We start from the raw sequence: 6,169 nt of genomic DNA, 5'->3' as shown, positions 1-6,169 counted from the left end.
CGGCCCGCGGAGACGCAGACCGTCGGCCGCCCGGCGGCCGAGGAGTCCAGCACCGTCGGCAGCCGCTTGCGCTGGCCCAGCGGGGAGATGCCGCCGCGGACGTAGCCCGTGGTGCGCTCGGCGTGCGCCGGGTCCGCCAGCACGGCCTTCTTGCCGCCGGCCGCCGCGGCCAGCGCCTTGAGGTCCAGGGCGCCGGAGACGGGCACGATCGCGACGGTCAGCACGCCGTCGACCTCCGCGACCAGGGTCTTGAAGACCTGGCCCGGGTCGACGCCGAGCGCTTCGGCCGCCTCCTCGCCGTACGACGCGGCGGCGGGGTCGTGGGCGTACGCGTGGACGGTGAACGCGGCGCCGGCCTTGGTCAGCGCCACCGTGGCCGGGGTGGACCCGGTCTGCTTCTTCTTGGCCATGGGAAAGGGGTCCGGGCAGGGGGCGGGGGCTCAGTTGGGGCTCGTCGGGTGCCGCGTCAGGTCGACCGCGGGCAGCGACGGGAGCTTACCCAGCACCGCGCTCTCGCGCCGCAGGATTTTCAGCTCCGCCGACAGCCGGGCCGCCGTGTCCCGTGCCTGGAGGAGCTGCTGCTTCGACGGGGTGTCCAGCACCGCCGCCGCGGCGACGAGATACGACAGCACCGACGGCTCGTCCGGCAGCTCCGTGGCCGCGCCGAGGGAGCGTTCGCGGGCGCCGGCCAGCCTCTTCTGGTACGTCCTGAAGGCCCGTACGACCGCCGCGGACAGCACGCCCGCGCCCTCGCCCGACTCCTCCGGCAGCGCCTCGACCTCACCGGTCAGATACTCGCCCGAGGCGTCCACCGACAGCAGCCGGAACCGACGGGTGCCGGTGACCAGCACCTCGTACCCGCCGCTGTCCTTCTCCCGGATCGTCGCCGCGTCCGCGACGCAGCCGACGCCGTAGAACGCCTGCATCGGGTCGGTGCCGAAGCCCGCCGCGGGGCCGCGCTCGGGCAGCGAGGTCTGGTCCGGCAGGCCGGGTCCCGTGGGCGCGACCTCGCGGCCGTCGCGGATCGCCACCACGCCGAACCGCCGCTCCGCCTCGGGCAGCTTGCGCAGGTCGCGCATCATCGCCCGGTACCGCTCCTCGAACACGTTCAAGGGCATGACGAGGCCCGGGAACAGCACCGCGTTCAGCGGGAAGAGGGGAAGGCGTGCGGTGGTCACAGGCGGATCCTAACGGTCCCGGCCGGTACCTCACTGGCGGCGCAGCGCACGGGAGACGCCGGCCGCCACCGTGGTGGCGAGCACCCAGCCGGCGAGCACGAGCACCGTGGCCGTCCACTGGTAATGCCCCGACTGGTGCCAGGCGTTGTCCTGCCCCAGGTCTATGACGGGCAGCAGCAGATCGAGCACGTAGAGCGGCGGGCTCCACTCGGGTCCCTCGCCGGGGCGCAGCGCGCGCGGCTCCTGCTGCGCGAAGTACAGCGAGCCGACCGCCCAGAGCACCGCCATCCACACCACGGCGCGGGTGGGGCGGTAGCCGTACGCGACGGTCCAGTCCTGGAGCAGGCCCCACGCCTTGCCGGTCAGCGGCAGCGTCTCGCGCTGCCTGCGGTGCTTGGCGAGCATCACCTCGCGGGCGTCGTGGTCCTCGCCGGTGTTGCGCAGGACGGCGGCCAGCAGCTCGTACGGCTCGGGGGAGAACTCCGGGGTCGCGGCCTCGACCCACTCCAGCCGGTGCACCAGCGGGAAGGCGCCGACGGGTATGAGGTGCTCGTAGAAGAAGCCGGCCATCGCCAGCCGGCCGGGGCCCGGCCAGCTCGTGTACTTGTCGCGGAGGTTGACGACCCGGGCGCCGGACAGCACCACCTTGCCGCCCTCCGGCTCGCGCCCCATGAACCGCAGCTCCGGCGTCTGTATCCGGCGCATGGACATCTCCTGCTCCGGATCCATCACGAAGCGCGCGCCGTCGAGGTCGACGGAGTCGCCGAAGCGGCCGTCGTCCAGCCGCAGCCCGCCGTGGCACTCGAAGCGCTGCATCCGCGTGCCGCGCGGCGGGGTGTGGCCGCTGATGCCGTACGGGGGCGTGGCTCCGCCCGTCGCCGCCTCGGGGACCGCCGCCGGGCCCATGTGCAGCGAGCGCTCGACGGTGAGCTGCGGCGCGTTGAGCGCGCGCTTGCCGTACGGGTTGCGCAGGACGCTGCCGTTCAGGTTGAGCGAGACGCCGACGGTCGCGCCGCGCATCCGCATCTCCCCGTGCGCCTGCAGCAGATCGGCCTGGAGGTCCTGGCCGACGGTGATGCCGTCGGCGGCGATCGCCACGCCGCGCCGGTCACGGCCGACGGTCAGCTGGCTGAGCAGCAGGTCGGTGCCTATGTGCGCGTCGGTCAGCCGGATGCCGCCGTCGACGGTGCAGCGGGGCATGTGCAGGTCCCCGCTCGTGGTCAGCCGGGCGCCCTCCAGCCGCGGGACCGAGCACTCCACCAGGCGCAGCGTGGCGAAGGAGCACTCGGGCAGCAGCAGCTCGTTCTCGAAGCGGCAGTTGCGCAGTTCCACGTACGGCTCGACGCGGCCGCCGGAGAGGTCGAGCGTGCCGGTGACGTACGCGCCGGCCAGCTTCAGGGACGACACCCGGCCGGGGCGGGCCGGCGGGCCGTGCAGCAGGAGCCGGGCGAGTAAGGAGGCGCGTACGCTGCGCTCCGGCCCCCAGACGTGCAGTCCGGCCGGGTCGTTGTGCCCGGGATCTCGCGAACGCAGATCGAATGTCGCTCCCTCCTGGAAGGCGTGCCACAGCCCTCGCTCCGTCGCCGAAAGGTCCTCGGGCGCCTCCGCCCGGTCGTGCTGTACAGCGGTCAACGACACGCTCCCCTGCTCTGCCCGCGTCCGTCCCGTACGGCTCTGATTCCCCTCGGGACGGCACACTGAACGCTAGTACCACGTACTGACAGTGACGAATTTGCGGTCCAGCCTGTGGACAACCGGGCCGGGCGCCCGGGCCGTCTGAGAGACTTGGACACGTGATCTCCCGAATCGATCTGCGCGGCCCCGCCGCCGCTTCCGACGCAGGCGGCGGCATCGACCGCGACCTGCTGCCCCGTGCCGAGCTGGACGTCGAGGCCGCCCTGGAGAAGGTGCGCCCGCTGTGCGAGGACGTCCGGCATCGCGGCACGGCGGCGGTGATCGAGATCACAGAGCGTTTCGACGGCGTGACGCTGGAGCGGCTCCGGGTGCCCGCGGAGGCGCTGACGCGCGCGCTGGCCGAGCTGGACCCGAAGGTGCGCGCCGCGCTGGAGGAGTCGGTCCGCCGCGCCCGCATCGTCCACCGCGAGCAGCGCCGGAGCGACACCGCGGTGCGGGTCGTCCCCGGCGGGACGGTCACGGAGCGCTGGCTGCCCGTCGCCCGCGTCGGGCTGTACGTGCCGGGCGGCCAGGCCGTGTATCCGTCGTCCGTGGTGATGAACGTGGTGCCGGCCCAGGAGGCGGGCGTGCCGTCGCTGGCCGTCTCCTCGCCCCCGCAGAAGGACGTGCCGAACTCGTGGGGCGCCGGCCTGCCGCACCCGACGATCCTCGCCGCCTGCGCCCTGCTCGGCGTGGACGAGGTGTATGCCGTCGGAGGTGCGCAGGCCGTCGCCATGTTCGCGTACGGGACCGGGGAGTGCGCTCCCGCCGACCTGGTCACCGGCCCGGGGAACGTGTATGTGGCCGCCGCGAAGCGCCTGTTGAAGGGCCGTATCGGCATCGACGCCGAGGCCGGCCCCACCGAGATCGCCATCCTCGCCGACGACACCGCCGACCCGGCGCACGTCGCCGCGGACCTCATCAGCCAGGCCGAGCACGACGAGCTGGCCGCCGCCGTCCTCGTCACGCCCTCCGAGCTGCTCGCCGAGGCCGTCGAGGGCGAGCTGAAGACGCAGGTGGCCGCGACCCGGCACGTCGAGCGGGTCACCGCCGCGCTGGCCGGGCGGCAGTCCGGCATCGTGCTCGTGGACGACCTGGAGGCCGGCCTGCGCGTCGTCGACGCCTACGCCGCCGAGCACTTGGAGATCCAGACGGCCGACGCCGCCGCGCTCGCCGCCCGGGTGCGCAACGCCGGCGCGATCTTCGTCGGCCCGTACGCCCCGGTCTCCCTGGGGGACTACTGCGCCGGCTCCAACCACGTGCTGCCCACCGGCGGCTGCGCCTGCCACTCCTCGGGCCTGTCCGTGCAGTCCTTCCTCAAGGGCATCCACGTCGTGGACTACACGCGCGACGCCCTCGCCGAGGTCGCCGCGCACGTGGTCAACCTCGCGGAGGCCGAGGACCTGCCCGCCCACGGGGCCGCGCTGAAGGCCAGGTTCGACTGGAAGGTGCCGGAGCTGTGACCCGCCCCCCGACCGCGAGCGACGAGCTGCCCGTCCGCGACGAGCTGCGCGGCAAGTCCCCGTACGGCGCGCCCCAGCTCGACGTGCCCGTCCGGCTGAACACCAACGAGAACCCGTACCCGCTGCCCGAGCCCCTGGTCCGGCGCATCGCCGAGCGCGTCACCGAGGCCGCCCGCCACCTCAACCGCTACCCCGACCGGGACGCGGCCGAGCTGCGCACCGAGCTGGCGCGCTACCTGTCGCGCACCGCCGGGCACGAGGTCGGCACCGCGCAGGTGTGGGCGGCCAACGGCTCCAACGAGGTCATCCAGCAGCTGCTGCAGACCTTCGGCGGCCCCGGCCGCACGGCCATCGGCTTCGAGCCGTCGTACTCGATGCACGCCCTCATCTCCCGCGGCACCGGCACCGGCTGGCTCTCCGGCCCGCGGCGTGCGGACTTCAGCATCGACGTCGACGCCGCCGAGCGCGCCATCGCCGAGCACCGACCCGACGTGGTGTTCGTCTGCTCGCCGAACAACCCCACCGGCACCGCCGTCGAACGCGACACGGTCCTGCGGCTGTACGAGGCCGCGCAGGCGGCGAGGCCGTCGATGCTCGTGGTGGACGAGGCGTACGGCGAGTTCAGCCACCGCCCGTCGCTGCTGCCGCTGATCGAGGGCCGCCCGCGGCTGGTCCTCACCCGCACGATGTCCAAGGCGTTCGGCGCCGCCGGCCTGCGGCTCGGCTATCTCGCCGCCGACCCCGCCGTGGTCGACGCGGTGCAGCTCGTGCGGCTGCCCTACCACCTGTCCGCCGTCACCCAGGCCACCGCGCTCGCCGCCCTGGAGCACACCGATACCCTGCTCCAGTACGTCGAACAGCTCAAGCAGGAGCGGGACCGGCTGGTGTCGGAGCTGACCGCGCTCGGGTGCGAGGTCACCGAGTCCGACGCCAACTTCGTCCAGTTCGGCCGTTTCCCCGACGCGCACGCCGCGTGGGAGCGGCTGCTGGACGCCGGCGTGCTGGTCCGGGACAACGGCGTGCCCGGCTTCCTGCGCGTCAGCGCAGGCACACCGGCGGAGAACGACGCGTTCCTCGATGCGGTGCGCGCGCTGAAGAAGGAGAGCAACTCATGACCCGCGTGGGCCGCGTCGAGCGCACCACGAAGGAGACCTCGGTCGTCGTCGAGCTGGACCTCGACGGCCGCGGCGAGGTCTCAGTGTCGACGGGCGTCGGCTTCTTCGACCACATGCTCGACCAGCTGGGCCGCCACGGCCTGTTCGACCTCACCGTCAAGACCGACGGCGACCTGCACATCGACAGCCACCACACCATGGAGGACACCGCGCTGGCCCTGGGCGCCGCCTTCCGGCAGGCCCTCGGCGACAAGCGCGGCATCGTGCGGTTCGCCGACGCCTCCGTGCCGCTGGACGAGTCGCTGGCCCAGGTCACCGTCGACCTCTCCGGCCGCCCGTACCTGGTGCACACCGAGCCCGAGGGCATGGCCCCGATGATCGGCGCCGACTACGACACGACGATGACCAGGCACATCCTGGAGTCGTTCGTCGCCCAGGCGCAGATCGCGCTGCACGTCCACGTGCCGTACGGGCGCAACGCGCACCACATCGTGGAGTGCCAGTTCAAGGCGCTGGCCCGCGCGCTGCGCTACGCCTCGGAGATCGACCCGCGGCAGACCGGCATCCCGTCGACCAAGGGCGCCCTGTAATGAACGGCCTGTCGATACTGCTGATCTTCGTGGGGCTCTTCCTGCTCGGCGGGGTCATCTCCTTCGTCAAGCAGCGCCAGTCGAAGAACGTGATCGCCGTGCTCGCCATCGGCGCCGCCATGGCGCTCGCCGCGGGCATCCTGCGGCTG

At 73.2% G+C, this 6,169-nt stretch carries 7 protein-coding genes; 4 read left to right on the top strand and 3 right to left on the bottom strand.

What is annotated here, in order from left to right:
* From H5J30_RS14160 to H5J30_RS14150, 3 genes are all read right to left on the bottom strand, one after another.
* Window positions 1-410: YbaK/EbsC family protein (locus H5J30_RS14160; RefSeq protein WP_181787792.1), on the bottom strand; the 410-nt coding region annotated here is incomplete at its 3' end.
* A 30-nt stretch (window positions 411-440) separates the two neighbouring features.
* Window positions 441-1,178, bottom strand: a complete 738-nt coding sequence (locus H5J30_RS14155; RefSeq protein WP_181787791.1) for an LON peptidase substrate-binding domain-containing protein — start codon at window positions 1,176-1,178, stop codon at window positions 441-443.
* Between the two features lie 30 nt (window positions 1,179-1,208).
* The gene (locus H5J30_RS14150) at window positions 1,209-2,810 is read right to left on the bottom strand and encodes an oxidoreductase (protein ID WP_181787790.1); all 1,602 of its coding nucleotides are present in this window, start codon (window positions 2,808-2,810) and stop codon (window positions 1,209-1,211) included.
* Window positions 2,811-2,971: 161 nt separating this feature from the next.
* On the opposite strand from H5J30_RS14150, the gene hisD reads away from it, so the two are divergent.
* The 4 genes from hisD to H5J30_RS37865 form a co-directional block, all read left to right on the top strand.
* Complete coding sequence (hisD, locus tag H5J30_RS14145) at window positions 2,972-4,315, top strand: histidinol dehydrogenase (RefSeq protein WP_181787789.1); 1,344 nt, start codon at window positions 2,972-2,974, stop codon at window positions 4,313-4,315.
* Complete coding sequence (locus tag H5J30_RS14140) at window positions 4,312-5,430, top strand: histidinol-phosphate transaminase (RefSeq protein WP_181787788.1); 1,119 nt, start codon at window positions 4,312-4,314, stop codon at window positions 5,428-5,430. Before hisD ends, H5J30_RS14140 begins: the two co-directional genes overlap by 4 nt.
* Window positions 5,427-6,020 carry an imidazoleglycerol-phosphate dehydratase HisB gene (gene hisB / locus H5J30_RS14135; RefSeq protein ID WP_018835539.1) on the top strand — a complete coding sequence of 198 codons (594 nt, stop codon included), beginning with the start codon at window positions 5,427-5,429 and terminating at the stop codon, window positions 6,018-6,020. Before H5J30_RS14140 ends, hisB begins: the two co-directional genes overlap by 4 nt.
* Window positions 6,020-6,169: CG2302 family histidine operon protein (locus H5J30_RS37865; RefSeq protein WP_181787787.1), on the top strand; the 150-nt coding region annotated here is incomplete at its 3' end. The genes hisB and H5J30_RS37865, both read left to right, overlap by 1 nt.

Origin of the sequence: Streptomyces phytophilus (assembly GCF_013870535.1) — a bacterium.
Lineage (GTDB): Bacteria > Actinomycetota > Actinomycetes > Streptomycetales > Streptomycetaceae > Streptomyces > Streptomyces phytophilus.
The sequence above is the reverse complement of the archived record's forward strand: the minus strand, read 5'-3'. Positions and strand labels throughout refer to the sequence as shown.